The following is a 26,889-nucleotide window of genomic DNA, read 5'->3' as shown; positions in this document are numbered from 1 at the left end:
CTGTATTCCTCTGCAATAGTGCATGAGATTCTCGAACAGCGCCCCCGCAGGAGCGCTGGAATCCTCAAATGGTTAAGCTCTATCGACGCGCGCGGTACAGGGCGATGCGGTCCTGCATTCGAAAGCCCTGGATGATGGCCGGCATGAACCAGGGATTGCCCCGGTAAAGGGGGATGGACGCAGGCGGCCGGAAGTCGAACGCCGTGCGCGCTTGCGCGGCATGTCCGAGCAGCTTGTGAGCCGCGCGCGTTCCGATCCATGGCGCCCAGACGACGCCCGAACCGCAGAAACCGGTGGCATAGACCAAGCCGTCCTTCTCGAAGATGCGGGGCAGCATGTCCCGGTGCATCGCCACATTGCCAAACCAGGTGTGCGACAGGCGAACGTTCTCCAGTTCTGGGAAAAGGTTCACTAGGCCCCGACGCAGAAACAGCTTCGGCGCGGTTGGATCGCCGACGCGAGAGCTGTCGCGGCCCCCCAACAGAATGCGCTTTCCGTCGGGTGTCGGGCGGTAGTAGAACCCAAGTTCCCGGCCCTCGATCATCATCATCCGCTTCGGCATCAGCCGGGCCATCACTTCTGGCGCGAGCTCCTCGGTGACGATGATCCGGCTGCGAACCGGGACCAGCCGCCGGCGCAGGAAGGGAACCGCGCCGTCGGTATAGCCGTCAGTGCAGACCAGCACCTGGCGGGCCTGCACGGTGCCCGCCTCCGTCACCACACGGAACTCGGCCCCATCCCTCGCTACCGAAGTCACGCGCGTACCTGCGTGGACGGTCAGTCCCGAAGCCAACGCCACCCGCAGGAGTTCAGAGTGGAACTTGGCCGGGTGCAACCCACCGATATCCATCCGCGCCATGCCGCCGCGATAGAAGTCCGTGCCGATGTAATTGCGCTGTTCGGCGTACGGCACAGCATAGGCATCGATCCCCAGTCGCTTCGCCAGCACTTCGGCGCTCCGCGCGGTCTTCTCGTAATCGTCATAGCCGATTACGCCCTTGAACTGGCCAACCAGCTGAAAGTCGCAATCGAGCCCTTCGGTCCTGATGAAGTCGTAAAGAAATTCGCGGGCGATCTTGCCCTCGGCCTCGATTGCGATGGCCCTTTCTTCGCCGAAGCGCCGGGTAATCGTGGCGTAATCCGGCCGAATACTTCCGCTGGTGATTCCGCCGTTGCGCGTCGAGGCCCCTTCGCCCGGGTTCATTGCATCGAAGGCCGCAACCGAACGGCCCTCGCGCGCCAGAACGAGACCCGCCGATAACCCGGTGTATCCGGCGCCAATGATCGCCACGTCGAGCTTTTTGGCCAGCGGCTGCCGCGGCAGCGGTCTGACCGGTGCCTCTTCCCACCAATAGGGGGTGTTCTTGTCTGCGATTCTAGAGTCTTCCATGGGACCGACTTCTCGTTGCGCTTGGCCAAGGCCTTCTGCGATTACTGACAAAATGAGAGACGGGGTACGACCGCCGGCAACTACGGTTCGCACATCGCCCTTCGAAAACGATCGACGAGCGGGTACGGTCTTCCCCCTGATGTTGTGACCACGGCCCCGGACTCGCATTCCCCTCAGGTGTGATCACCGCGAACATCGAGCGCATCGCGCAGCCCGTCGCCGATGAAGTTGAAGCTGGTTACGGCGATGGTAATGGCTGCACCGGGAATGATCGCCAGCCACGGTGCGCTCCCCAGATATTGCTGCGCGCCGTTCAGCATGTTGCCCCAGCTGGGCAGCGGCGGCTGAATTCCATAGCCGAGAAAGCTGATATAGGCCTCCATGAGGATGGCGCGGGCGACGGTCAGGGTGGCCGCGACGATGATCGGGCCCATCGCATTGGGAAGGATCTCGCGGAACATGATATGCGTTCCGCTCAACCCCAGCATGCGACCGGCCTGGACGAATTCGCGCTCGCGAAGGGAGCGGACCTCGGCCTCGACGATCCTGGCCACTTCCATCCAGCTGGTGGCTGCGATGACGACGGTGATCATCATCGGGCTGGGCTTCAGCGCTGCGGCAAGCGCCAGCACCAGGAAAATCGACGGGAACGACAGGAACCCATCCACCGTGCGCATCAGCGTCGTGCCGAGCCAGCCGCCCCGGTATCCCGCGAGCACGCCGACAAGGGTTCCGATCAGCGTCGACAACAGCATCGAGGAGAAACCGACCAGCAGGGAAACCCGCCCCGCCATGAACAGCCGCGCCGCCAAGTCCCGTCCCAGCGGATCGGTGCCCATATAGTGGTGACCGGTGAAGGGCGGAGCAAAGCGGGCGCGCAGATCGATGTAGAGTGAATCATAGGGCAGCAGGTACGGGCCCAGGACGCACGCCAGCGTCAGGACGGCGATCATCACCATCCCGAGGAGGGCCAGATGGTGGTTCATGAAGCGGTGTGCCGTTCGGCTGTTCCACCAACGCTCCTGGCGTGAATTTGCGACAATGGCGGTCATAATGGTGGCCTCCTGTTGAGCGTCCATGAGGCGCTTAGCTCAGACGAATACGGGGATCGATGATGGCGACGACGATGTCGGCGATCAGGTTGCAAAGCACGACGAGGATCGCCGAGAACATGAGCAGTCCCATCACCACCGGGTAGTCGCTGTAGCCGAGGCTGTCGAGGAACAGCCGGCCCATCCCCGGCCAGGTAAACACCGTCTCAGTGACCAGAGCACCCGTCAGCACACTGGGAAGCTGCATCCCTGCCAGTGTGATCATTGGCAGCAGCGCATTGCCGACGACATGCTTCATCAAGATTCGGCGCTCGCTCAATCCCTTGGCACGGGCGGTCTTGACGAATTCCTGGCTGATAACATCAAGCGTCGCCGTTCGCATGTAACGGCTCCAGATGGCGACATGGACCAGCGCCAGCACGATGCTCGGCATGATCAGGTGATGGATATGGTTCAGAACCGAACCGTCGCCGATCGTGTACATGTTGCCGGCCGGCAACCAGCCGAGTCGTAGCGAAAAGACATAGATGCCGACAAGGCCGAACCAGAAAGTCGGGATCGACAGCGCCACCATCGCCCCGACCGTCGCCAGATAGTCGAAAACAGAATAGCGGTGCGTGGCGCCGCGGATGCCGATCCACGTGCCGATGGCGATCGCGATGACGGTAGATGAACCCATCAACAACAGCGTTGCAACAAGGTGGCGGCCAATCACATCCAAGACCGGCGCGCCGTCGCGGAAGGAGTGACCCCAGTCGCCCTGTACGAGGCGCCAGGCCCAGTCGAGATACTGCATCCACAGCGGGCGGTTGAGCCCCAGCTGCTCCTTCAGACGATTGAGATCATCCTGGGTCATGCTGGGATCAAGCCCGAATTGCGCCAACGGGCCGCCCGGAATGAGATTCAGGACGACGAACCCGATGACCGAAACGATCAGGAGCAGGACGAGGCTTTGTGAAAGGCGATTGAGCAGGAAGCCGCGCATTGGCTCTCCTCCTTCATGACAGCATCAATGGATAGGCCGCCGCCGCAACTCGCGACGGCGGCAGCGTATGTCAGCTTTGCCAACGCCATCCGGCGGCATGCCAGGAGGCCGTGCGGGTGTTGGAATTGGGCTCCCACCCCTCGAGACCTTCCTTGCGACCGACTACATAGGTAGCGGCAAACAACGGCAGGAACGGCAGGTCCTCACGAACGATTTCCTGAATACGGGAGTAGATCTCGCGACGCGCCTCAGGATCGAAGGTTTGGGCACCTTTCTTGAGCAGCGCGTCAACTTCTGGATTGGAATACTGGCCGACATTCGAGCCTTTTCCGCCCTTGGCAGCAATTGCGCTTGTAGCGAGGCGGTTAGTGGCGTCCGGATCCGCCGCAATGAGATGGGTAACACCCGCGATCGCCGAGTCGAATTGCGACTTGAGCCAGAACTCACCAAACATCACGGCCGCCGGCAGATTGGATATCGTCATCTCGACGCCAATCTCCGCGAATGTCTGCTGCAGGAACTGCTGCACTTGTTCGCGCAGATTGTTGCCCGACGTCGTCGAATTGGCGAACGACAGCCGCACCCCGTCCTTGGCACGTATTCCATCCGGCCCCGGAACCCAGCCCGCCTCGTCGAGGATCTGTCGCGCCCGGTCAAGGTTGAACTCCTGCGCCGGCAGGTTCGGATTGTAATAGTAGGACGTCCGTGGCATGAACGTCTCGGTGAGCGTGCCGACGCCGTAATAGATCGCGTCGATAATTGCTTTTCTGTCCATCGCGGCATAGAGCGCCTTGCGGACAGCCGGGTCCTTGAATTGCGGCTTCTCGAGATTGAGATAGATCGACTCGACTGATGCCCCAGATACCAGCGTCACCACACGGCCCGGCAATGTCTTAGCTTCATCGTAGTGGTCGGCGGTGATGTATGCCTGGTCTGTAAGGTCGATGTCGCCGCTCTTGAATTGGGTATAGAGCACGGTCATGTCAGGGATGTACTTGAAGACGAGCCGCTCGACATAGGGGCCATCCCCAAAATATTGAGGGTTCGCGACCAGCTCGAGATGATCGCCCGCGACGCGCTGCGCCCATTTGAATGCACCGGTGCCGACAGGTGCCTGATTGAAGGCGGCAGCGTTGGGATCGGCCTCTTTCTCAAGAATGTGCTTGGGCACCATAAAGGTTTCGGTGAGGAACGACAGATAAGGGGCGAAAGCCTCCTCCATCCGCCAGGTAAGCTCAGTCGGCGAAACCACCGTGATATCTCGTACCAGTGAATGCCCGCCCGTGCGCCAGGCGCGGAAGTTCGGGTTGGTTATGAGCTCGAGAGTGAACTTCACATCCTCGGCGGTGAAGGGCTCGCCATCGTGCCAGCGAACGTCATCACGCAGGCGGACGCGCCACTTCAGACCGTCCTCCGAAATGCCGCCGTTCTGCTGTGTTGGCACTTCGGCGGCAAGATTGGGCTGAAGAACACCCTTCGGATCCATGCGGAAGAGGGCGTCGAATAGGGAAAAATGGACCGCATCGTCTACCTCGATATGGGCCATCAGCGGATGGAAGACGGTGGGTTCCTGCGAAAGCCCGACGACGACGCGACCGGTTGGGCTAGCAGTATCGGCAAAGGCAGGCTTGCCGAGCAGGTTGGGAGCGGCAAAGCACGCAATGCCGCCCGCTGCCATGAGGCGTAGCGCGTCGCGTCGAGAATAGCCCGATTTCGTTGTAGAATCTTTCGTCATGATATTTCCTCCCTAGTTGTATTTCGGCCGTAGCTCTCAAAAGTTAACGGCAATCGGTCGAGTGTGCCTCGGTCGCTCCCCGGGAATCGCCGCCACCAACTCGCGCGTGTAGGCCGATTGCGGGTCCAGAAAGATTTGAGATGGCGGGCCGCGCTCGACGATCTCCCCTTTCTGCATCACTGCGATTTCGTCGCAGATCTGGCTGGCGACGCGCAGATCATGGGTGATGAAGATCATCGAAACGCCAGTTTCCCGCTGGATCTGGTCTAGCAGCTTGAGGATCTGGGCCTGGATGGACACGTCGAGCGCAGAGACTGCCTCGTCGGCAACCAACAGCTTGGGCTTGAACATCAAGGCCCGGGCGATGCCGATGCGCTGGCGTTGCCCACCGGAAAACTCGTGCGGATAACGTCCGAAAGCGCCGGCATCGAGACCGACATGGGCCAGCAACGCTCGCGCCTCCTCACGCGCCTGAGCATAAGGCATGCCGTGCGCGACGGGGCCTACGGTCAGGATTTGTCCAATGGTCGAACGCGGGTTGAGCGATGCGAAGGGATCCTGGAAGATCATCTGGATCCGCGGCCGCAGCGGTCGAAATTCGGTTTCCGAAAGCTTGGCGATGTCGCGGCCCTCGAACAGAATTTGCCCGCCATCGCTGTCTTGCAGCTTGATCAAAAGCCTTCCCAGCGATGATTTGCCGGAACCGCTCTCGCCGACGACGCCGAGCGTGCGTCCCGCAGTCAGATCGAATGAAACGTCCTTCACCGCAGGCACAATGCGCTGGCTGCCGAACAGGGCACTGCCGCTGCGATAGGTCTTGGACAGCCCTTCGACCTTCAGGATCGTCTCGTTGCTCGCCTTCTCCTGAACTGCTCGATCCTTGCCCGTCAGGTGCGGGACGGCGGCGATCAGGCGCTGTGTATAGGGGTGGGTCGGGGATTTGAGAACCTGTTCGGCGGTACCTTGCTCGACAACGCGGCCCTTTTCCATCACCACGACACTGTCGGCGATCTCAGCCACGACACCGAAGTCATGGGTGATGAACATCACGCTCATGCCCTTGCGGCGCTGAATGTCACGGATCAGCTTCAGGATCTGCGCCTGTGTGGTGACATCGAGGGCCGTGGTCGGCTCGTCCGCGATCAGAACGGTGGGTTCGAGAGCGAGCGCCATGGCGATCATGACGCGCTGACGTTGCCCGCCCGACAGCCGGAACGGATACTGGTAGTACATGAGTTCCGGATCGGGCAACCCGACTTCCGTCAGCAGCTCGATGGCGCGATTGCGCCGCGACGCCTTGGTGCCCACGCCATGAGCCGTCAGAACTTCGGTAATCTGCTCGCCAACCGTCATCAGCGGGTTGAGCGCCGAAAGCGGATCCTGGAAAATCATCGATACGACGCGACCGCGCAGTCCTCGCAGCTTCTTCGCCGGTGCGCCGATAATGGCTGTGCCGTCGAGATGAATAGCGCCGGACGAGACCGGGATCAGCTTCGGCAAAAGCCCCATGATTGTGTTCGCCGTCACCGACTTGCCTGAGCCTGACTCGCCGATAATGCACAGAATCTGGCCCCGCTTGAGATCAAACGAGATGTTCTCGACGGCATGGGTCCGTTCCATGCCTTTCGGCAGGTCGACCGTCAGGCCACGCACCGAAAGCGCTGTGTCCTCTCCAGAAACAGCCTCTGTTCCAGCAGCCATCGAGATTCCTCCCTTTTCAACGGAGCCGTTACCTTGCAATTTTACTCGCGGTTATGCGCGCTTATGCGCCAATCGATCTGAAACAGGCGCAGCATGCACTCCCTGTACTTCAGCGCCCTCGCTACCAATTTTGGTTTGTCGCGCAATCAATATAAGATTGGTATTGCAATTGGTGTCAATATAGATCAATTTGGTTGGGGCAAAATAATTAGCGAGGACTCATGAGCGTGGTCTTGAAGGACTTCATCGAGGCGGAAGGTCTGGAGCCCGGGGATCGGTTACCGCCTGAGCGCGATCTGGCGGTTAAACTCGGGCTGCCCCGCACTGCACTTCGACGGATGCTTGCTTCTCTTGAGAAGGAGGGCCGCCTCATCAGGCACGTGGGAAGGGGGACCTTTATCGCTGGCAGCGGGGTTACCTCGACGGCCCTGCGTCGCCCGCCAGGCAGTACGGGAGACACGCTGCGCACATATCCGGCCGAAGTCTTCGAGGCTCGGCTGATCATGGAGCCCAAGATCGCCGCCTTGGCGGCGTTACGGGCAACCAGCCAGGAAATCGACGAAATGCAGAAGTCGATCGATCGGGGCAGCGCGGCGGAAACCCTGGTCGAATTCGAGAAATGGGACGCCGTCTTTCACCGCATCATCGTCGGAGCCGCGCGCAACGGTCTTCTCGCCTCGCTCTATGAGGGCATTCACACAGTACGAGCGGGAAACCTCTGGGGGAAAATGAAGGAGCAGTCACTAACCCCTGAGCGCATGAAGGCCTATATCGCCAAGCATCAGGCCACTCTTGACGCCATCAAAGATCGCGACAGCAGAGAGGCCGAGCGAAACATGTACGACCACATCGTCGAAGCGAGAGCGAATATACTTGGCCCAAATACCTGAGCACCAGACAGCGATCCTGATTGAAGCGTGTTGCGGCGTCTTCACGTTGTAAGGATGGGGTTCCAATGCGATCCACGCGCCGCAAGGCCGCTCAAGACGCAGCATGGAAATCCTGTTGAATGGCGGCGAGAAGCCAAGATACAAATGGGTCGACCCCAGCCGACTTCTTTGCCAGCGCTGACCGGATGATGCCGTAATGTGAGCCATCTGGCTGAAAGCCGAGTGGCGCGGCGAGGCGGCCTTTGCGGATATCGTCAAGGGCAATGATCTCGGGGCACATGGCCACACCCAGACCGCCGGCTGCCGCCTCCACCATCAGGAAATGATGGTCGAGAAAGCGCGTCGAGCGCGGCTTCGGCGCGTCGGGATTGGCGACGGTCCACTTCCGCCAAGCATCCGGCCGGGTGTTTGCGGCAAGCGCGACATAATCACCGGCCGCAAACCGATCCGTCATGGCGGGATGCATGACAGGACCGACTTGCTCTTCGATCAGCCGTTCGACCTGCCAGTTCGCATCGATGGCGAAATCCAGCCTGCGGATCGCGAGTGTGATACGGTCGCGCGCAAAATCGAAGCCCCCACCACCGACGGAGAGGTGAAGGTCGATCTCGGGATGGCGATCCTGGAACTCCGAGAGTCGCGGGATCAGCCAGCGCATGGCGATGGACCGTTCGCAGGAAACGACGATCGGTGGTGACGCGTCGACTTTGCGAATATCCTCCAATGCCGACGCAACGAGCGCCAGAGCGTTCGTCGTCGCCTGCGCGAGGCGCGTACCCTCTCCCGTAAGCCTCAGGCCGCGCCCATCGGATTCCAGCAAACTCGTTTGGAGGTGTTCGGAAAGTTTGGATACGCGCCGGCTGACGGCACCATGCGTCAGGTTTAACTCAGACGCGGCCGCACGCACGGAACCCAGGCGGGCAACGACCTCAAAGGCCCGCAGATCATCGAGGGAAGGAAGGTCCGAACGCTTCATTGGTGACAATCTATCACCAATACACGTTAGATCATATCGATTTTTCTCTTATAACTTGGAGAGTAGCCTTGTGGTCATGGCAGAAACCATTGACCAGATCAAACACGTTGGCGTCGTCGCAGACGACCTAACAAGCGCGGCGGATGGGGCAATCGCTTTCCTGGAACGCGGCTATATCCCTCGTATATGCAGAATGGGATCGGAGAACACCCATGTCAGTCTCGTCTCCATCGACACCGGCAGTCGCACGCTCGGTGAAACCGATGCCGCGCATGTGACGCGCCAAGCGGTAACCAGGCTCGCAGATAGGCCGTTCCTGTATAAGACGATTGACTCCACTCTGCGGGGCCATATCCGCGTGGAAATTGCCGCCGCATTTGTGGCCAGCGGCCGAGCACGGTTGGTCGTCGCGCCTGCTTTTCCCGCTGCCGGGCGAACGACGATCGACGGGATTCAGTTGCTGCACGGCGAGCCGGTTGCCCAAACGGCGTACAGCCGCGACCCTGTCCATCCCGCCCACACGTCTCGCATCGAAGACTTGATCGAGCCCAGCCTCGGCCGCATCGCTAAAATTTCGGAGCACACCGAGGACGGCGAGATCGGGAAGGCCATTGGCAGCGCTCCGGTGGTCATCGTGGATGCATGCGACCAGGTGATGCTGAATCGTCGGGTTGCGGAGATCGCGAAACACGGCCCGGTGCTGTGGGTCGGCTCGCCGGGCATGGCGGAAGCGCTGGCGACGGTAGTCGATCGGTGCACAGGCCGGCACACCTTCACGCCCGAAGCCACGCCGCGCCGTGTTCTCGTGCTTGTCGGCAGCGCAAATCCTGTCAGCCATTCCCAGTGCGACGCATTGGCCGCGACAGGTGCTTCAGTCGCAATGCGTGCGACGGATATCGACGAGGCAGCTTCTGTCGTCTGCATCCGTACACCACAGATCCGAACCAGCGACCCGGCGAAGCCTCTCGCCATACTGGTGGACGAGGCAGAGATCGCTTTATCCCGGCATCGATACGACGCCATCGTCGCAACGGGCGGAGAAACGATGCACGCCCTTTTGGAACGGCTCTCCATTCACGCTTTCGATTTGATCCGCGAACTCGAGCCCGGCTTTCCCCTCGGCTGCGCTCCTCTTGCCGATGGACGAATGATGCTGCTCGCCATGAAAGCAGGCGGATTCGGTTCCGCCATGACGCTGCACAATGCCGCCGAGGCCATTCGCCGAATTGGAAAGGAGCCCGCATGAACACCTCCCTGCCGCTCGCCGTCACCATGGGCGATCCATCCGGCATCGGGCCGGAGATCGTGGCAAAGACGATGCTTGCCCGCACCGACCTCCGTCGCAGTGTCGTCATTGGCGATCCGGCCGTGATGACGAAGGCCATCGCCAGCCTCGGCGGCGGTCTGCAATTGAACGAGATCCATGACATCGCCGACGCGAAGCCGGATGGCGCCCTGAATATCCTCGCCGCCTCCCGCATCGAAACCCCACCCGCACTCGGCAGGGTGAGCGCCACCAGTGGACGCATGGCCTATGATGCCATCGTTGCGGCGATCGATCTCGCCAGGGCGGGCAAAGTCGCCGGGATCGTGACGGCGCCGATCCACAAGGAGGCGCTCGCCGCTGCGGGGCTTTCATACCCCGGCCACACGGAAATCCTCGCGGAAAAAGGTGGCGCCGGGCGGGTGGCGATGATGCTCGCCAATGACGATATTCGCACCGTTCTGGTGACGATCCACTGTTCGCTGGCAGACGCGATCCGCCGGGCGGACCTTCCCGCACAGATGTCCGCGATACGCCTCGCCCACCAGGGGGGTCGTGCGTTGGGAATCGCCCGCCCCCGCATCGCCGTTGCGGGGCTCAATCCGCATGCTGGCGAAGGTGGTCTCTTCGGAGACGAGGAAATCCGCATTATCGCGCCCGCCATCGCGGCCGCCCGCGCGGAAGGCATAGACGCCAGCGGCCCCTGGCCCGGCGATACGGTTTTCATGCAGGCGCGAAACGGCCGGTTCGACGTGGTCGTCGCGCAATATCACGACCAGGGACTTATCCCGGTCAAATATCTCGGACTGGAAAGGGGCGTGAACATCACGCTCGGCCTGCCCTTCGTGCGCACAAGCCCCGACCACGGCACCGCCTTCGATATCGCCGGCCGTGGCATTGCCGATCCGAGAAGTCTCGAAACAGCGATCGACTACGCCCGCCGACTGGCGAAGGCACCGTGCGACCAGGAGGATTGACATGACCCCGATCGATTTCATCTTCATGCTGACCCGCAATGACCGGACGATCCCGGATGCGCTGGCGCAGCTTCCCCTGGTGCTTTCTGCGGGTGTCCGTCATATCGGCTTCAAGGATATCGGCCTGCCCTTTGAGGTGCTTTCCGAGCTTAACCGGGAAATCCGGGCCGCAGGCGCGAAGAGTTATCTCGAAGTGGTCTCACTCGACCGCGCCAGCGAAATCGAGTCGGTGCTCGCCGGCCTCACGCTCGGCGTTGACTATCTGCTTGGCGGCACCCATGTCGACGACGTCCTTCCCCTCCTCAAGGGAAGTGGTATCCGCTACTACCCCTTCCCCGGCCGCATCGCGGGCCATCCCAGCGTTCTGGAGGGTTCCCAAGCGGAGATCGTTGCAAGCGCAAAAGAGCTTGCCGCCCGCGAGGGCGTGCACGGCCTCGATCTCCTCGCCTATCGCGCTGATGTCGATGTCGCTGACCTCATCCGCGCCGTCTGCGACGCCGTCGCGAAGCCCGTCATCGTCGCAGGTTCGATCGACCGCGCCGAGCGCATCCACGCCGTCGTCAGCGGCCGGGCCGCCGGCTTTACGGTCGGCACCGCCGCTCTCGAAGGCCGCTTCCCTGCGGTCATTCCAGGCTTGACTCATCAGCTACTGGCGATCAACTCCATAAAGAACCAGGCGAAAGCGTTAGCCGCGCAATAATGGAGAATGCACGTGGCAGGCGCTCTGAGCATGCAAGTAGGATCCCCGTCTCGCCTCACGGTTCGAGCCACCTCGCCATCGATGGTTTTCACGAACAGGGGCAGAAGTACCTACCCGAACCGAAGATAGCTGTGCGCGAGCCCGTTGTTCAAATGCCCGCCATTGCGGCCGGAGGCGCCCCAGCCGACCTTTTTCGCCTCCAGCACGGCGACCTTGGCGCGTGCCCTAGCGAGCTGCCGGGCGGCGCCGAGGCCGGTGAAGCCACCGCCGATCACCGCGACGTCGTAATGGCCATAGACGGGTGCGAAGGCCGGGGCGGTGTCGTGCCAGTAGGACAGGAATTTCATGGCGGTGCGCTTGCTCGCTGCCCTCAGCCCGGTCGTAGCAGGCGAAGTGTTGATGAGATTCTATGGCCGAAACAGGTTCGTCAGCGGCAGGTGCCTCTTCACGACCGGCGATTTCAGCACGACGAAGCTGAAATACTTGTCTATGCCGACCTCCAACTCGACCAGCCGCTCCATGATCTCTTGATATTCGCCGATCCCGGCGGTCACGAATTTCAGGAGGTAGTCGTAGCCGCCCGAGACCACATGGCATTCGATTAGTTGATCGATCTTCTCGACGGCGGCGAGGAAGCGTGTAAAGTCGATCTGCCGGTGGTTCTTCAGCGTCACCTCGGTGAACACCGTTAACGTCTGTCCCAACTTGCCGACATTGATCTGCGCCGAATAGCCCTCGATATAGCCCTCCGACTGCAGCTTCTTCACGCGCATGAGGCAGGGGCTCGGCGATAGATTCACCACCTCCGAAAGCTCCACATTTGTCATTCGGCCATGCTGCTGCAGCACGTGCAGGATCTTGATGTCGATCCGATCTAGTTTCATGGACCTAGCTTTCGCTGATGAGAATAGCGAGCGTATTCGGCTGCCGAGGCAGCCGACGTTACACCTGCGCAACGGCCTTCTTGAGCGCGCTTTCCATGGCTTCGAGGAACCGATCCACATGCTCCGCCTGGCAGATCAGTGGGGGACGCACCTTCAGCGTATCCTCGTTGGCGCCCGTAGTGCTGATGAGAACGCCATCGTCACGCATCAGGTTTACGATATCCAAAGCCATGGCTCGCCGGCTGGCCTCTCCCGCTCCATCCAACCCGATGTCGACGCCGAAGAACAGCCCGGCGTTTCGGACGCCGCGAATACCGGGGTGCAGCTTGGCAAGATGCTCCAACCCCACCCGCAGGCGCTCGCTCATGGCAAGCGCATGCTCGGGGATCCGATCCCGATGCAAAATAGTCAGGACGGCGTCGGCTGCCGCGATCCCGACAGTATTGCCACCGAAGGTGTTTGAATACCGGGCAGTAGCGCCAAAGCGATCCATCGGTGCCTTGCGGCCAACAACCGCGCCGATTGGAAATCCATTGCCCATGGGCTTGCCGAGGGTAACGAGGTCCGGAACAACTTCGTGTCGCTCAAAACCCCACATATGTGTGCCCGTCCGCCCGAATCCCGGCTGAACTTCATCGGCAATCACGAGGCCACCCGCCTCCTGCACCGCCTTGACTCCGCCGGCGATGAAGCCAGGCGGGTCTACCCAGACGCCGTCGCTGGAGAAAATGCTGTCGATGAGGAGGGCCGCGACGCCAATGCCACTCCGATTCAAATCGGCGATAGCGGAGCGAACCTGTTCTTCAAAAAATTCCGCAGCTTGCCGGTCCGGCACGCCCGCGGGACCGTGCAGCGACACCATACGGACGGCAGGACTGAGCTTGATGGCGTCGCCCAGATTGGGCGACGCCATCGCCGTGGCCGCGCTGGTGCCGTGATAGGCATGGGAAGAGACAATCACGCCCTCGCTGCCGCTGGTCAGCCGGGCGATCCGGAGCGCCAGATCGTTCGACTCGCTACCCGTGCAGGTGAAGACAACGCGGTTCAGCTCCTCGGGAAAGGTGGCCACGAGCCGTTCGGCGTAATCGACAAGCCTCGGCTCGAGATAGCGGGTATTTGCGCTAATTCTGCTGGCTTGTTCCGCCATGGCAGCGTTGATCTCTGGATTGCAATGCCCAAGAGAGGGCACATTGTTATAGAAATCCAGATAGCGACGTCCGTCGGGGTTGTAGAGCCATATGCCCTCGCCGCGAACGAAATGTACCGGTCGGCGGTATTGGAGCCTGTAGGAGGCTCCGAGTACGCTGTCGCGCCGGGCGATCAGCTCAGATTCGCGGGGGGGAATTGTGGCTTCCCCGGGGGTAAAGCGGTTGGGCATGAGATCTGTGGACATAGCTTTGATCCTGCTTAAGTTTCCACCGCGAGAAGGTCGCGAGTTACCGTACTCATTCCAAGGCGAGTGACGAAACACTCGGAGTGCCTTCGGCAACGCCGAACTAAGGCACCGCGCGATGCACAGCCATCTCCGCCTCCCCGACGCCTAACGCCGATAGGATAGCGAGCCCGCGTTCGGCCCGGGCCACGTTCTTCTTGATATATGCTGCCTCGGCCGGAAACAGCCCGGCTCGCCAGTAGTTGATCAGGATGAGGGCGCTTTGCCGCGCCTGTATCAGCCCGACGAGCAGTTTTGCCTCAAGCGCGGAAAGCGGGCGTACCGAAGCATAACCAGCGATGAGATTTTCTGCGCCCCCCAGAGCCAAAGACGGGTCCGTCACGACGTGGCTTGCCGCAATCGCGAGATCCTGGATCCGTGGGCCCCAGCAACCGTCGCCGAAATCGATGAACGCGACTCCATTATCGGTCAAGAGCGCGTTGAACGGGCTGGGGTCATTGTGCGTGACCTGCCATGCTACCTCGCGCAGTTGCGGCTCGATAAGCTCGACATAATTGCGCATGGCAAGACGCACGGAATCTGCAACGGGTCCTGAAGGCAGATGCTCCTCCAGTTGCATCAGCCTCGGCCAACATCCGACATGCCAAAGGACCGGGCGGTGCATGGCGGGCAACTTCAGAGGCTCGAGAGCCAAACTGAGCCTGCCGAGCGCCGTGCCGACCCGGTAAAGGACGTCCGGAGTTGCGTTCGCCTGGTGCAGCGGCACCCCCGGAAGTCGGGTCTGCAGGTAGCCGCAAATCTCCTCCTCTTCGAACATGAGCGTACCGCCGCTGGTACGCACAATGTGAGGTGCTGCAAAACCGGAAGCGCCTTCCAGCCCTGCCAGGGCCGCAACCTGGAAGCGGAAACTGTCTCTTCCTTCCGGCCGCGCTGACGTTTTGAGGATCAACCGATCGCCGTTGGACAGGGTGACGTCCGCGGTACACTCGACTTCCGAGGACAGGACCATGGTCGTTCCCGTCAGACCGTAGTGGCGTAGTAGCAGCTCACCCGACACGCGCGCTTCCGCCGCGCTTGGCTTTGTCGTCAGAATAGCGGCGGCGGCCCGAAAATACACTTCGGTGAAAGGCATGCCGACCGACTGGGTGCCGTCGAGATGACCCTCGCCGTCGTCCGGAAGCGCATCGTTACAAGCATCCAAGATTGAGACCTCGCACTGTTTGGAGCGGCATGCTCTGCGGCATCCGAGAAGCGACCGTCGAGATGGCATCCATTCCGCGGCACCCAGCCCTGATAAGGTCGGGCGATTTCTGCTGAAGGCGGGCGGACCACCGTCCCGCCTCCAGCACGATTGTCTCGGTCCCAGCTCTGGGAATTACCTCGCTCGCGCTGGGCCCGTGATGCCACCGCCGAACATGGCGGCACCGTAATGGTCCTTCTCGACCCCTCGACACTCCGGCAAACCGAGGTTCGTTATCGGGCCGCTGGAAGAGAGGTTTTCAGATGTAATTCAGGCTTCCTCAGAGCCCGACAACGCCCGGCAATTCCGAGATGCCGGCGATCTCGGTATAACCGTAATAGGGATTGGCCGGCTCGTGACCGCGATTGACCCAAACCTTGTTCTTGATCCCGAGGTCATGAGCGGACATCAGATCGTAGCGGAACGAGGAGGAGCAATGCAGTATGTCCTCCGGACCGCAGCCAAGCATATCGAGCATATATTCGAAGGCCCGGAAGTGCGGCTTGTAGGCCTGAGCCTCTTCGGCGGTGTAAACGGCGTGGAAAGGCGCGCCGAGCTTCTCGACGTTGGACATGATCTGCGAGTTCATTGCATTTGACAGGATGACCAGCGGAATCTCCTTGGCCACCTTGGCAAGCCCAGCCGGAACGTCCGGATGCGGCCCCCAGGTGGGAACGCGTTCGTATACCATCTGGGCGTCTTCGTCCTTGAAGTCGACGCCGTTGCGTTTGCAGGTCCTCGCCAGTGCGTTATGGACCACCTCCGCATAGGGCTTCCAGTCGGCCATGACTTCATCGAGTCGGTACGCCGAGAAGTCCGCGATGAATTGCAGCATCTTCTGCTCGCTCATGCGGTCGCCGTAAAGATCGCGTGCCGCCTCCGCCATCTGAAAGTTGATCAGCGTGCCGTGGCAGTCGAAGGTGATGTATTTTGGGCGGAAAGTGGTCATGCGCTTCGTCCTTTTTTGGCGGGGATCTGTTCCGTATGAACAATCATAAGTCCGCCTCAGCCGCTGTACCGTCCGGATTCCCCGGCTCGTCAGCAGAAAATTCTGGACCAAATGTCAGGTTGGCTCTTTCGATTGCGCGGGGACGGTGATCCCTGCCGCCGAGGCGCCGAGGGCGGAGCCTCCAAGGGACAACAACAACCCGCTTTTCAGCACCTGCCGCAAACTCTTCGTCAAGCGCTCGCTCGGCTCCGGCTATGCCGGCATCGACAACACGCTGTTCTACAAGGACGGCACGATGATGCTCTTCGCGACGCCAAGAAGGTCACCTAGGAGATCGTCAAGGCGTCGATCCTCGGAGGTGCGGGCTCCAGCCCCGTGGCTGTGCTCCAAGGCGCCTCGAGTAATCCTCATAACCGCTTCAGAATGGCTTCTGATGCCTTCTCCGCGATCATGATCACCGGCGAGTTCGTATTGCCGGAGACAATCGTCGGCATGATGGAGGCGTCGACGACACGCAATCGGCCGATGCCGTGCACGCGCAGCTTCGGGTCCACCACTGCCATAGGGTCACTCCCCATCTTGCAGGTGCCTACCGGGTGAAAGATGGTTGTCGCAATGTCGCCTGCGCGGCGGATCAAATCCTCGTCGCTGTCGTGCTCGCGGCCGGGAAGCACTTCCTGCGGTCGGAATTGCGCAAGCGCCTTCGTTTCCATGAGGCTTCGGGCGTGGCGGATGGACTTCGCCGCGAGTAATCGGTCGCCGGCGGTGGAGAGATAATTTGGGCATATTTCAGGTGGCCGTGCCGCATCACGCGCGGTGACATGCACTGTGCCGCGGCTCTCCGGCCGGAGATTGCAGACGGACACGGTAACGGCGGGATAGCGGTGCAACGGTTCTCCCAGCCGGTCCGTGCTAAGCGGCTGAACGTGATATTCGAGATCGGCCGTCGCGACGGCCGGATCGCTCTTGGCGAAGATCCCGAGTTGGCTCGGCGCCATGGAGAGCGGGCCGGATCGGCTGATGGCATATTGCAGACCCATGCCGACCCGGCTGAAGACGTTGTGATAGAGCTGATTTAGCGTACGCGCGCCTTCAATCCTGAAGACGGTGCGTATCTGCAGGTGATCTTGAAGATTCTCGCCGACGCCCTGAAGTTCCTGGTGGACGGGAATGCCGAGGGTGGACAGCAGGTCCGGCCGACCGATGCCCGACAGCTCCAGGATTTTCGGCGAGTTGATGGCGCCCGCCGACAACACCACTTCGCGTGATGCATGAGCGATCCAGAGGCGGCTGCCAAGGCGGAAACGCACGCCGGTGACCATCTTGCCGTCAAACTCCAGCCGTTCGGTCTCGGCCCCGGTCAGGACGCGCAAATTCTTTCGTTTCATTGCCGGCCGCAGGAAGGCTTTCGTTGTGTTCCAGCGCACGCCGCCGCGCTGGTTGACTTCGAAATAGCCGGAACCCTCGTTGTCGCCGCCGTTGAAATCATCTGTCTTCGGGATGCCGAGCTCTTCCGCCGCATCGCGGAAGGCATCGAGGATCGGCCAAGAGAGGCGCTGGCGCTCGACGCGCCACTCGCCGCCCGTCCCGTGCATGGCGGACTTGCCGCGGTAACTGTCCTCCGACTTCAGGAAATAGGGCAGCACGTCGTCCCAGCCCCAGCCCACATTGCCCGCCTGCCGCCAGCCGTCATAGTCGGCAGCCTGCCCGCGCATGTAGATCATGCCGTTGATCGACGAGCAGCCGCCGAGCACCTTGCCGCGCGGATAGTTCAGCGCGCGGCCGTTGAGGCCGGCTTCCGCGGCCGTCTTCATCATCCAGTCGGTGCGCGGATTGCCCATGCAGTAGAGATAGCCGATCGGCACATGAACCCAATGGTAGCGGTCGCTGCCGCCTGCTTCGAGCAGCAACACTCGATTCTTGGGATCGGCCGAGAGCCGGTTTGCGAGAACGCAGCCAGCCGAACCGGCACCGACGATAATGAAGTCATATATGCCTTCGTCGGCCGGCATTTCAGTGTCATGCACGGTCATGCTGCAACTCCCGTCTCCCGGCCTGTGGTTGCCGAAAGCCGCCGCCAAAGCGGGGTCATCGCCTCCGCTATGTCCCTGTAGAGCGCATAGCGGCGATGATAGTGCGCGGCGAGCACGCTATTCGGTCTGTAGTGCCGGTCGACACGTACCATGGCAGCCGCGCCCTCTGTGAAATCGGCGAAGAGGCCGACGCCCGCCCCCGCCGCGATCGCCGCACCCAGCGCGCCCGTTTCCCGCGAGACGGAGACGGAGACGGGAACGCCGAGCAAATCGGCAAAGATCTGCGGCCAGAGGCGGCTGCGCGATCCGCCGCCAGAGAGCACTGCCTCGTCGAAGGACGCGCCTGCCTTGCGGATCGTCTCTATATGCTGGCGATGACCGAAGGCAACGCCTTCGAGCAGGGCACGGATTAGATGTCCCTTGGTGTGCCAGCCGGCAATTCCGTAGAAGCCCGCCCGCGCGTGGCCGTCCCGCTGGGCGCCGTAGAGATAGGGGTGGTAGAGCGGATCATCCGCCGCAGGCTCGACGGCAGCCGCCAGCGCGCAGCAGGCGTCGAAGGGCGAGAGGCTCTCCGCATGCTGCCCCTCGAAGAACTCGCGCACAAGCCATTCGAGATTGGCTGCCGAGGTAGCGCTGTTTTCCATCGCCATGTAGCGGGTGCGATCGAAGGTCGAGGACATGAAGACGGGGCCATCGAGGTCGGGACCGTCGATGATGACCTGGTTGATGCTCCAGGTGCCGGCGATGATCGAGGCACTGCCGGTGCGCGATACGCCCGAGCCAAGCGCCGAGGCGACGACGTCGAACAGCCCGCCGATCACCGGCGTGCCCGCGGCAAGACCGGTCTCTCTCGCCACCGCCTCCGTCACCATGCCGGCGATGTCGGTGCTTTCGATAAGTGGCGGCAGGAGGTCCATGCAATCGGCCAGGCCATAGGCCTCCATCAGCGTTCTGTCGTAGCGGCGCGCTGCGAGATCGAGCAGGCCGGCGCCCGACATGTCCGAGACTTCGCTGACGCGGCTGCCGGTCAGGCGGTTGACGACGAAATCCTTGGAGAAGAACACCGTGCCGATGCGCCTGAAGACCTCCGGCCTGTGGCGCTTCAGCCAGGCGAGGAGGGTCGGCGTCTGCGAGGACCAGGGACGCTGACGCGCGATCGGATAGGTCTGCTCGCCGACCCCTTCGGCGGCCCATTCCTCGACGAGGGCGGTCGCCCTCGTATCCAGTGACTGGATGCCGAGCAGCGGCTCGCCGTACTTGTCCAGCGCGTAAAGCCCATTGCCGTGACCGGCGCAGCCGATCGCGGCGATGTCGCTCGCCGCAATCCCCGCGTTGTCGAGGCAGGCGCGAATGACGCGCTTGGCATTGGCCCAGAGCTCGCTGAGATCGCGTTCGACATGCCCGGGGGACGGCATGCGGCTATGCCCCTCCTCCCCGGCCTGCGCCAGCTCCCGGCCCGTCCGATCGAAGATCACCGCTTTGATGACGGTGTTGCCAGCGTCGAGCCCTAACAGATAGTTTTGCATTCTGAGCCCCTCCCAAGGTCTGTGCCGCGCCTCACCCTTGCTGATAGAGTGCGAAGGCCTCCTCACCGCTCGCGTCCTCATGAACGATTGCCATCAGCCCGCGCACCACGGCGCTCGGTTTGGCGTGCTGGTAGATGTTGCGCCCATAGACCATGCCCATAGCACCCTGCCGCATCAAGGCGGCAGACTTGTCGAAGACGGCGCGAAGGTCTTCCTTGCCGCCGCCGCGCACGAGCACCGGGCAGCGCGCCGCTTCGACTACACGATGGAAATCCTCCGGATTCGTCGTCGGGTCAGCCTTGATGATGTCCGCGCCCATCTCGCGGGCAAGCCGCGTCAGCGTGACGATCTTGTCGGCGTCGCCGTCGACCATGTAGCCGCCGCGTTCGGTTACCGGCTGCATGACGAGTGGTTCAATCATCAGCGGCATGCCGTACTCTTCGCAGTCTGCGCGCACGCGCGAAATGTTCTGGACGCATTGGCGGAACAGATCGGGCTCATCCGGCAGCATGAAGAGATTGACCACCACGCCGGCGGCATCCATCTGCAATGCGCCGATCAGCGGTTCGGCCTCGTTCTGCAACACCGCCCACATGTCGCGATGGCGGATGCGGTTATAGGGATTGCCCATGTCGATGCGCATGACGAGAGCCGGCTTGTCCTTGCCGGGAAGGTCCTGCAACAGGTCGGCCTGGCCGTGGTTCATCTGGATCGCGTCAGGTCTGGCATCGACCAGCGCCTTTACGACGGCTGGCATATTCTCCAGGCCATCGAGAAAGGACGGCTCGTTGCACACGCCGTGATCGATCGCCACGTCCAGGCAACGGCCGTCGCCGAACAGTCGGTTCACCCGGACCTTGCGGTTGTGTCGCATAATTCACTCCTTTGTTCGTTCCTTGCGGAAAGGGTTGCCTCCGCGACGCCGTGGCGCTCGCGCATGAGGGTGAGAAAACGGCTGTGCTCCTCGGCCTTGCGCGGCGCCGGCCAGCCTTTTTCGGCTGCAAGCAGGTCGAGCGCGGCCTCGGCCATGTCGAGGGAAAGCTCACCGGTGATGGCGAGTGTCGTGCGTCGGAGGAGCAGATCGTCCAGATGCTCGACCGCCTCCGTGCGGATGAGATGCAGGAGCTCCCGGGCGCTGTAGCCGGCATGGGGCAAGCGGTGGTCCGGCCCCGCCGCGGCGAAGCGGGCGACGTCTTCCGCGTCTGTGCCGTAGCGCTCGAAAAGCGTTGCGGCGCGATCGGGGGGAAGGCCTGTCGAGTCCGACAGGTCCCGGATCCAGCCGTTACGGTTTTCTGGAAATGCGCGTCCGCCGCCGAAAGTGCGATCGGCCGTATCGACGCAGCGGCTATGGCCGAGCCGTTCCAGCGCCATGTCGGCGGCCAGTTCACCGAAGGATCGGAAAGTCGTCCACTTGCCGCCTATCATGCAGAGCACCGGCGGCCCGCCTTCGCGGGGTTGGAGCATGGTGCAGAAATGGTCGCGTGGAATGCGGCCGGTGAAGCTGTCGTTGCTCGCCGGCAGCGGGCGTACGCCGGCAAACTGAAAGACAATTTCTTCCGGTCGGATGCGCACGCCCGGCAGCACGAAGGCAAGCGATTGCAGGATATAGTCCCGCTCATCGGCTTCGCACCGCGCAGCATCGGGATCGTCGACGCGGATATCCGTCGAGCCGACCAGCACCTTCCCGAGATAGGGAAACAGAATGCAAATGCGTCCGTCCTCGTTCTCGTAGTAGATCATGTGCCCGTCGAGCATGTCGTGGAGCGCAGGATTGTCGATGATCAGATGCGAGCCTTTCGTGCCACCTATAAGCGGCGCGGGTCGGTCGCCTGCAGGAAACAGTGTAGCGTTTGCCATGTCGATCCAGCCGCCGGTGGCGTTGATGACCAGCCGCGGCTGTATCGCGAGTCTTTCGCCGGAAAGGCTGTCATGCAGCAGGAATTCCCCGGCATCGGCCTGCTCCATCGTCGCGTAGTTCAGGGCACAAGCATTCGCCCCGGCGGACAGAGCGTCGCGCAACAGCTCGACGCCGAGTCGCTCGGGATGACTGACCCAGGCATCGTAATAGGTCGCGGAGCTTAGAACTGCCGAATTGAGCGCCGGCCATTTTTCCAGCGTCGCCTTGCGGCCGCGGAACTGGTGGCGCGGCATCAGCGCACGCTTGCGCGTCAAGAAATCGTATATGCCGAGACCGGCCTTAACGGCGACGGTACCTCGACGGCTGGGGCGGCGGGTGAGACCGAGAAAGCGCACGATGCCGTTGGCAAGACCGGAGAAGACATCGAAGATCGGCACCGTAGTCGGCAGCGGAGCGACATAGTGGGGGGCGTTACGCAGCAGCCGGTCGCGCTCAACGAGCGACTCCCGCACCAGGCTGAACTCACCATTCTCTAGATAGCGCAGACCGCCGTGGACCATGCGCGACAGCGCAGCGCTTGCTCCGGAGCAATAGTCCCCCTTCTCGACCAGCAGCACGCTCGCGCCCTGCAGCGCCAGCTCGCGGAAAACGCTGATCCCGTTGATACCGCCGCCAAGGACGCACACGTCCACCTTCGGGCTTTGGCGAAGCCCGTCCAAAGTCTCTTTTCGGTTCATATGACAGTCCGCTATCCGTCCATGTTGGCCAGCTTCTCCGAAACGGCCGCTTCGATGGCTGCCAGGTCTTCATCGGAAAGCCGCAGCGTGCCGGCCCGCGCATTGTCGAGCGCCTGCGCTGGATTTCGCGCGCCGCATAGGGCAAAGGTCACCCCCGCCTGCCTCAGCGTCCAGGCGATTACCGTCTGAGCGATGCTGGCGTCATGACGCTCTGCGACGGGCCGGATCGCCTCGGCGAAGTCCTTCGCCTTCTTCCGGTTGGGGACGGAGAACCTCGGATTGTCCTTGCGCTGATCGTCGCCGGAAAAGACGCGGTCCGGTCCGATCGTGCCGGAGAGCAGGCCGAGCGCCAGCGAAGAATAGCTGAGCGTGGACACGCGATTGACAATGGTGAGCGGCAGCAGGTCCGCCTCGATCTGGCGATCGATCATGCTGAACCGTTCCTGGATCGCGTCGAGCGATCCGGTGCTGATGTATTGCTCCAGCTCCGAGGGGCTGACGTTGCTGGCGCCGACCGCGCGGATCTTTCCGGCTCGCTTCAACTCTTCCAGCGCCGCTACCGTCTCCTCGATGGGCGTCGTCGCGTCCTGCCAGTGGGTGATATAGAGGTCGATATGATCTGTGCCGAGCCGGCGCAGGCTTTGCTCAACCTCATGGATGATCGAGTTCCGACGTAGGTAACGATGGACTGGCTTGCTGTCCTGGTCGAAGAAGTGGTTGCCTTTCTGCGTATGCCACACGAGGCCGCATTTGGTGGCTATCACCGCCTTATCGCGGCGGCTGGCGATCGCCTTGCCGACGATCTCTTCCGACCTACCGAGGCCATAGGCCGGCGCCGTGTCGATGAGAGTGACGCCGGCCTCGAGCGAAGCGTGAATGGCGGCAATCGATTCCGCCTCATCCGTTCCGCCCCACATCCAGCCGCCGATCGCCCAAGTGCCAAGGCCGACGGCCGATGCCATGACGCCGGAGCGTCCGATTTCGCGGGTTAACTGCTCACCACTCATGCAGAAAATCCTTGCTCGGAGGCAATTTGAAGAATACGCGCTCCGGTCGCCTCGTCGGTTACGAGCGTATTGAGATGGTTGCCCCGCATGACGCTGAGAATTGGGCCCGCCTTGTTGGGTCCGCTCGCGACGCCGATCTTGGTCGGAATCGAGGCAAACTCCTCAAGCGTCAGCGACACCAGCGAACGGTTGAGGCTGTAGTCGCAAACTCGGCCTCGTTCGTCGAGCAGGTGGGCGAGCAGTTCGCAGGTCGCGCCGGAGCGTTCGATCGCCGCCCGGTCGGTGCTTGAAGACGGATGCAGATCGTAGTAGCTCGAATCGTCTGTGAGGATCGAGCCAATGCCGACCATCGCCACTTTCGCTTCGCGCGCCCGTTTGAAGACGTCGGCGACGGAACGCATGTTGATCAGCATTTCGCGCTGCTTGGCGTCGTCGGCAAAGAGGGGTGCGTGGATCTGGTAGGAGCGCCCGCCGAGCCGGTCGGCCATCAGGGTCGAAACATGATTGACATCGGTATAGTGCTTGCCCTGCACGCAGCCCGTCGCCGGAATGACCTCGACATCGAAACGATGCGGCGGCTGCAAACCGGCGACGACGGCGCTCACTCCTTTGCCGCCAGTGATGCAGATGGTGTCGCCGTCGCCGATCTCATCCAGCAGCAGGCGGGCCGCCGCCTCTCCGACAGCCTGAAGCGCGGTCTGCGGATTGTCGGAGATGGTCGGCACAACGACCGCACGGCCGATTCCTCCGAGCGCCAGAAGCCGTTCCTCGAGGTCGACCAGCGGCTCGACCGGGGACTTGATCTTGATCTCGACCAGACCGAGCTGGCGGCCCCGTTTGATGAGGCGGTTAACGGTGGCTTGCGAAATGCCGAGCTGGTCGGCGATCTGCGCCTGCGTCAGGCCCTCCATATAGTGCAGGACGAGCGCCTGGTGCATCTGGCGGGCGATGACGATCTCCTCGCGCGCGGCTGTCGTCCGGGGTTTCAGCTTGGTGATTGGCATGTCAGGCGGCCTTCCGCTTGTGCAGGAAATGGTCGATGGAAACGGCAGCGAGCAGAATGCACCCCTTGATCATGTCCTGCCAATAGACCGAAACGTCGAGCAGGATCAGCGAGCTGGTGACGACAGAGAGAAGCGCTATGCCGAGGATGGCGCCGAGGATCGTGCCGGAGCCGCCATTGAGCGAGGCGCCGCCGATTACCGCCGCCGCGATGATGTTGAGTTCCATGCCGACGCCGAAGGTGGGGGTCGCGGCGCCGAAGCGGGACATGTAGATGACGCCTGCAACACCGGCGAGCGTGGAGCAGAGCACCGTCACCCAGAATTTCACCTGATTGGTCTTGATGCCGGAATAGAGCGCCGCCTTCTCGTTGCTGCCGGTGTAGAAGACCTTTCGGAACGCGGTCGCCCGGCGCAGCAAGAAATCGAACAGGATGACGACGGCAACGAAGATCAGGATGACATAGGGGACGCCGTAAAACGTGCCCTGCCCCACCGCCTTGAAGCCCGCCGGCAGCGTGAACAGCGAAAGCGGCGTGCCCTTTGTGACGATGAGGCAAAGGCCGCGCACGATCACCATGGCGGCGAGCGACGTGATGAAGTGGTTGAGGCCCACCACCGTCACGAAGAAGCCCATGATGCCGCCGATAGCACTACTCACAACGATGCCCACGAGCGAGGCCGTCCAAGGGTCGAGGCCGGAGAGGAAGAGCGTGCCCGAGAGCACCATCGCAAAGCAGACGACGGAGCCGACCGCGAGATCGATGCCGCCGACGATGAGCAGGATCGTCATGCCCACGACGACGATGCCTTCGACCGAAAAACTCATCAGCATGGCGCGGAAATTGCCGAGTGTCAGGAAGTGCGGCGAGGCGAAGCTCATGACCACGCAGAGTGCGAGGATGATCGCAATCAGCCCCGCCTCGCGCATCCTGCCGATGCGCCTCCAAGACGATGTCTTCGGCGCGCGCGCCACCATCGTGTCAATAGCCATTCCCAGCCCTCTCACTTGCTTGTCACGCGGCATGGCTCGCCGCCCTCGCCGTTCCCACTCCTGACGCGAGGCGGATCACAGCCTCCTCCGTCATCTCACCAACGCCGAGTTCACCGGCGATGCGGCCCTCCCGGACGACGAGCACGCGGTCTGAGAGGCCGAGCAGCTCCGGCATTTCCGATGAGATGAGGATGATGCCGATGCCCGAGCGGGCAAGCTCGCGCAACAGCCGGTGAATCTCGGCCTTCGCGCCCACATCGATGCCGCGTGTCGGCTCGTCCATCAGAATGACCTTCGGCTTCACCGCGAGTTGCTTGGCGATTGCAACTTTCTGCTGGTTGCCGCCGGAGAGCGATTTTGCGGGTGCCTCGATTCCGCCCATCCGCACTGCAAGCCGCCGGGCGAGACCCTCGGCAAGCGCAGCCTCCGCACGTGCGTTCATGAGACCGACCGAATTCGTCATCGACTTCAGGTCCAGCACCGACATGTTCTTCGCGATCGACATCTCCAGAAACACGCCGGAGCCCTTGCGGTCCTCCGACAGATAGACGATCCCGGCCTTCACGGCATCGGAATAGGAATTGAACTTCTGCGTCTTGCCGCGCAGGCATACTGTGCCCGCCGTGCGCGCCCGAAGCCCGCAGATCGCCTCGGCGATTTCCGTGCGGCCGGATCCGATCAGGCCGCCGATGCCAAGAATCTCGCCCTTGCGCAGCGCGAAGCTGACGCCATGAAAACGCTCGCCGTCACCGATGGTGTCCACCTCGAAGATTGGCTCGCCGGACGCCTCACCGGGCCTAAGCTTCTCCGGGTAAAGCTGCGTGATCTCGCGCCCCACCATATGGCATACCACGTCATCCGGCGTGATATCGGCAATGCGGTCGGTGCAGACGTAACGACCGTCGCGGAACACGGTGACCCGGTCGCAGAGGCTGAATATTTCGGCCATGCGATGACTGATATAGATGATCGATATGCCGTTCGCCTTGAGGTCGCGGATAATCGAAAAGAGCTGCTGTGCCTCGCTTTCGGTCAGCGCCGCGGTCGGCTCGTCCAGGATCAGGACCCGGCAGTCGAGCGTCAGAGCCTTCGCGATCTCGACGAGCTGCTGACTGGAAATCGGCAGATCGGCGACCTTGCGGCCGACGTCGATTGCGGCCAGCCGGTTCATTACCGTCTGCGCCGCGCGTTCGAGCGCGCGGTAGTTCATGAGGGGGGCACGGCGGCGGTTGGTCGCCGCCATGAACATGTTCTCCGCGACTGTCACATCCGGGCAGAGGGCGATTTCCTGATGCACGAGCCCAATGCCGAGTGATTGGGCGACGGCTGGCGAGGAGATCCGCACGATCTTCCCGTCCATGCGGATCTCACCCTCGGTTGGCTGCAGTACGCCGGCGATGATGTTCATCAGCGTCGACTTGCCGGCGCCGTTCTCGCCGCACAGCGCATGGATCTCACCGCGTTCGAGCATGAAGTCGACGTCCGTCAGCGCCTTCACCGCACCGAAGTGCTTGGTGACATGATGAATGGTCAGCACAGGCTCCGCCATCGTGTTCCTCCCCTCCCCCGAACCATCCGCGCCATGAGGCGCGGATGG

The 26,889-nt window shown here is 62.1% G+C and carries 22 protein-coding genes and 2 pseudogenes; 5 read left to right on the top strand and 19 right to left on the bottom strand.

The window, feature by feature from the left end:
• Nucleotides 1-79: 79 nt before the first annotated feature.
• The 5 genes from CO664_RS02365 to CO664_RS02345 form a co-directional block, all read right to left on the bottom strand.
• On the bottom strand, nt 80-1,390 hold the full coding sequence (locus CO664_RS02365) for an FAD-binding oxidoreductase (protein WP_097537834.1): 1,311 nt from the start codon (nt 1,388-1,390) through the stop codon (nt 80-82).
• A gap of 173 nt (nt 1,391-1,563) precedes the next feature.
• Nucleotides 1,564-2,442 carry an ABC transporter permease gene (locus CO664_RS02360; RefSeq protein ID WP_097537833.1) on the bottom strand — a complete coding sequence of 293 codons (879 nt, stop codon included), beginning with the start codon at nt 2,440-2,442 and terminating at the stop codon, nt 1,564-1,566.
• A 34-nt stretch (nt 2,443-2,476) separates the two neighbouring features.
• The gene (locus CO664_RS02355; RefSeq protein ID WP_037426694.1) at nt 2,477-3,427 is read right to left on the bottom strand and encodes an ABC transporter permease; all 951 of its coding nucleotides are present in this window, start codon (nt 3,425-3,427) and stop codon (nt 2,477-2,479) included.
• 70 nt (nt 3,428-3,497) lie between these two features.
• Entirely contained in the window at nt 3,498-5,162 is a 1,665-nt protein-coding gene (locus tag CO664_RS02350; protein WP_037426687.1) for a peptide ABC transporter substrate-binding protein, read from the bottom strand.
• A 36-nt stretch (nt 5,163-5,198) separates the two neighbouring features.
• Nucleotides 5,199-6,863: an ABC transporter ATP-binding protein gene (locus tag CO664_RS02345; protein ID WP_097537832.1), complete on the bottom strand. Its 1,665-nt coding sequence runs from the start codon at nt 6,861-6,863 to the stop codon at nt 5,199-5,201.
• 221 nt (nt 6,864-7,084) lie between these two features.
• On the opposite strand from CO664_RS02345, the gene CO664_RS02340 reads away from it, so the two are divergent.
• Nucleotides 7,085-7,753, top strand: coding sequence for an FCD domain-containing protein (locus CO664_RS02340; RefSeq protein WP_037426681.1), 669 nt, complete (start codon nt 7,085-7,087; stop codon nt 7,751-7,753).
• Nucleotides 7,754-7,844: 91 nt separating this feature from the next.
• Here the strand turns inward: CO664_RS02340 and CO664_RS02335 are convergent, their stop codons facing one another.
• The gene (locus CO664_RS02335; protein WP_176536479.1) at nt 7,845-8,729 is read right to left on the bottom strand and encodes a LysR substrate-binding domain-containing protein; all 885 of its coding nucleotides are present in this window, start codon (nt 8,727-8,729) and stop codon (nt 7,845-7,847) included.
• 76 nt (nt 8,730-8,805) lie between these two features.
• Here CO664_RS02335 and CO664_RS02330 point away from each other — a divergent pair, with 76 nt between their 5' ends.
• From CO664_RS02330 to CO664_RS02320, 3 genes are read left to right on the top strand one after another with little or no spacing between them, the layout of a single operon-like run.
• Nucleotides 8,806-9,975: a four-carbon acid sugar kinase family protein gene (locus CO664_RS02330; RefSeq protein ID WP_097537830.1), complete on the top strand. Its 1,170-nt coding sequence runs from the start codon at nt 8,806-8,808 to the stop codon at nt 9,973-9,975.
• Complete coding sequence (gene pdxA, locus CO664_RS02325; RefSeq protein WP_097537829.1) at nt 9,972-10,970, top strand: 4-hydroxythreonine-4-phosphate dehydrogenase PdxA; 999 nt, start codon at nt 9,972-9,974, stop codon at nt 10,968-10,970. Before CO664_RS02330 ends, pdxA begins: the two co-directional genes overlap by 4 nt.
• A 1-nt stretch (nt 10,971) precedes the next feature.
• On the top strand, nt 10,972-11,670 hold the full coding sequence (locus tag CO664_RS02320) for a 4-hydroxythreonine-4-phosphate dehydrogenase (RefSeq protein WP_037426673.1): 699 nt from the start codon (nt 10,972-10,974) through the stop codon (nt 11,668-11,670).
• 122 nt (nt 11,671-11,792) lie between these two features.
• On the opposite strand, the pseudogene CO664_RS02315 reads toward CO664_RS02320, so the two are convergent.
• From CO664_RS02315 to CO664_RS02295, 5 genes and pseudogenes are all read right to left on the bottom strand, one after another.
• A pseudogene (locus tag CO664_RS02315) lies at nt 11,793-12,017 on the bottom strand (FAD-dependent oxidoreductase); the annotation flags it as partial.
• Nucleotides 12,018-12,077: 60 nt separating this feature from the next.
• Nucleotides 12,078-12,554 carry an Lrp/AsnC family transcriptional regulator gene (locus tag CO664_RS02310; RefSeq protein WP_097537828.1) on the bottom strand — a complete coding sequence of 159 codons (477 nt, stop codon included), beginning with the start codon at nt 12,552-12,554 and terminating at the stop codon, nt 12,078-12,080.
• 58 nt (nt 12,555-12,612) lie between these two features.
• Nucleotides 12,613-13,947 carry an aspartate aminotransferase family protein gene (locus CO664_RS02305; RefSeq protein WP_097537827.1) on the bottom strand — a complete coding sequence of 445 codons (1,335 nt, stop codon included), beginning with the start codon at nt 13,945-13,947 and terminating at the stop codon, nt 12,613-12,615.
• Between the two features lie 103 nt (nt 13,948-14,050).
• Nucleotides 14,051-15,079: a phosphotransferase gene (locus tag CO664_RS02300; RefSeq protein WP_234820077.1), complete on the bottom strand. Its 1,029-nt coding sequence runs from the start codon at nt 15,077-15,079 to the stop codon at nt 14,051-14,053.
• Nucleotides 15,080-15,467: 388 nt separating this feature from the next.
• A complete protein-coding gene (locus CO664_RS02295; protein ID WP_041413763.1) occupies nt 15,468-16,136 on the bottom strand; it encodes a haloacid dehalogenase type II in 669 nt (222 codons plus the stop codon).
• Between the two features lie 211 nt (nt 16,137-16,347).
• Between CO664_RS02295 and CO664_RS30080 the strand changes: the two are divergent.
• Nucleotides 16,348-16,466 (top strand): annotated as a pseudogene (locus tag CO664_RS30080) (NAD(P)(+) transhydrogenase (Re/Si-specific) subunit beta); the annotation flags it as partial.
• A 77-nt stretch (nt 16,467-16,543) separates the two neighbouring features.
• Here CO664_RS30080 and CO664_RS02290 read toward each other — a convergent pair.
• Genes CO664_RS02290 through CO664_RS02255 form a run of 8 tightly spaced genes read right to left on the bottom strand, consistent with a single transcriptional unit; the run spans nt 16,544 to nt 26,841 of the window.
• Complete coding sequence (locus tag CO664_RS02290) at nt 16,544-18,169, bottom strand: GMC family oxidoreductase (RefSeq protein ID WP_176536477.1); 1,626 nt, start codon at nt 18,167-18,169, stop codon at nt 16,544-16,546.
• Entirely contained in the window at nt 18,166-19,695 is a 1,530-nt protein-coding gene (locus tag CO664_RS02285; RefSeq protein WP_097537826.1) for an FGGY-family carbohydrate kinase, read from the bottom strand. The genes CO664_RS02290 and CO664_RS02285 overlap by 4 nt, the downstream gene beginning before the upstream one ends.
• Before the next feature lie 31 nt (nt 19,696-19,726).
• Nucleotides 19,727-20,569, bottom strand: coding sequence for a class I fructose-bisphosphate aldolase (locus CO664_RS02280; RefSeq protein WP_097537825.1), 843 nt, complete (start codon nt 20,567-20,569; stop codon nt 19,727-19,729).
• A complete protein-coding gene (locus CO664_RS02275) occupies nt 20,542-22,290 on the bottom strand; it encodes a glycerol-3-phosphate dehydrogenase/oxidase (RefSeq protein WP_097537824.1) in 1,749 nt (582 codons plus the stop codon). The genes CO664_RS02280 and CO664_RS02275 overlap by 28 nt, the downstream gene beginning before the upstream one ends.
• An 11-nt stretch (nt 22,291-22,301) precedes the next feature.
• Nucleotides 22,302-23,297 (bottom strand): aldo/keto reductase, encoded by a 996-nt coding sequence (locus tag CO664_RS02270; RefSeq protein ID WP_097537823.1) that lies wholly within the window; start codon nt 23,295-23,297, stop codon nt 22,302-22,304.
• On the bottom strand, nt 23,294-24,301 hold the full coding sequence (locus tag CO664_RS02265; protein WP_097537822.1) for a sugar-binding transcriptional regulator: 1,008 nt from the start codon (nt 24,299-24,301) through the stop codon (nt 23,294-23,296). The genes CO664_RS02270 and CO664_RS02265 overlap by 4 nt, the downstream gene beginning before the upstream one ends.
• A 1-nt stretch (nt 24,302) precedes the next feature.
• Nucleotides 24,303-25,292, bottom strand: coding sequence for an ABC transporter permease (locus tag CO664_RS02260; protein WP_097537821.1), 990 nt, complete (start codon nt 25,290-25,292; stop codon nt 24,303-24,305).
• Between the two features lie 22 nt (nt 25,293-25,314).
• Nucleotides 25,315-26,841, bottom strand: a complete 1,527-nt coding sequence (locus CO664_RS02255) for a sugar ABC transporter ATP-binding protein (protein ID WP_097537820.1) — start codon at nt 26,839-26,841, stop codon at nt 25,315-25,317.
• Between the last annotated feature and the right edge of the window lie 48 nt (nt 26,842-26,889).

This window comes from Sinorhizobium sp. NG07B, assembly GCF_002532005.1.
Taxonomy (GTDB): domain Bacteria; phylum Pseudomonadota; class Alphaproteobacteria; order Rhizobiales; family Rhizobiaceae; genus Sinorhizobium; species Sinorhizobium fredii_C.
This window is presented reverse-complemented; position numbering and strand designations above follow the sequence as displayed.